The organism is Microbacterium sp., from assembly GCF_031988965.1.
Taxonomy (GTDB): domain Bacteria; phylum Actinomycetota; class Actinomycetes; order Actinomycetales; family Microbacteriaceae; genus Microbacterium.
Window position 1 is genome coordinate 4,544 of record NZ_DALZXX010000168.1, and the last position, 808, is coordinate 5,351.

1 pseudogene is annotated in these 808 nt (G+C 71.2%); it reads left to right on the top strand.

Features of this window, described 5'->3' with window-relative positions:
- Positions 1–410, top strand: a pseudogene (locus tag RTM68_RS16605) (galactose mutarotase); the annotation flags it as partial.
- Positions 411–808: the final 398 nt, after the last annotated feature.

Consider the following 808-nt stretch of genomic DNA (forward strand, 5'->3'; position numbering starts at 1 on the left):
GGACGCTCACCCTGCCGGCATCCGAGGTGCTGACCGTCACCGATGACCGGCTGAGCCCGGTGGCCGTCGAGGCCGTGGCGGAGCATCCGCAGTGGGACTTCCGCGCTGCGCGCCCGATCGGCGACGTCTTCATCGATCACGCATTCACCGGTCTCGCGCGCGAGGGCGGTGTCGCCGAGGTGCGGCTGGTGACGCATGCGGGAAGCGGCGTCGCAATGACCTTCGACGAGCGCTGCCCCTGGGTGCAGGTGCACACGGCCGATAACCCGGGGATCGACGCGATCCACCGCATCGGCCTCGCGGTCGAGCCGATGACGTGCCCGCCCGACGCCTTCAACTCGGGAACCGACCTCGTCGTGCTCGAACCGGGCGCGGCGCATTCGGCATCCTGGAGGATTGCCGCGGTCTGAGCGCGCATCGGCTGCCCGGCGCTGCGCTGCGGTGCGGTGCGGTGCCCGCCCGCGCCCAGCCCAGGATGGTGCGGGGTCGAATGAGCACCCGGCGCCTAGTGCGGGGCCAGTTTCGCACCGGAATCGGACCTTTCCGGTGCGAATGTGACCCCGCGCTGAACGCCCGGTGCGGATCTGGCCCCGCGCTGAACGCCCGGTGCGGATCTGACCCCGCGCTGAACGCCCGGTGCGGATCTGACCCCGCGCGCGTCCGGTTGGGGGCGTGACTCGCGGACGCCTGAGCGTGCGGGGCCAGTTTCACACCGGAATCGGACCTTTCCAGTGCGAATGTGACCCCGCGATGAACGCCCGGTGCGGATCTGACCCCGCATCGGGTCTAGCCGGGAGGTGCCACCGGT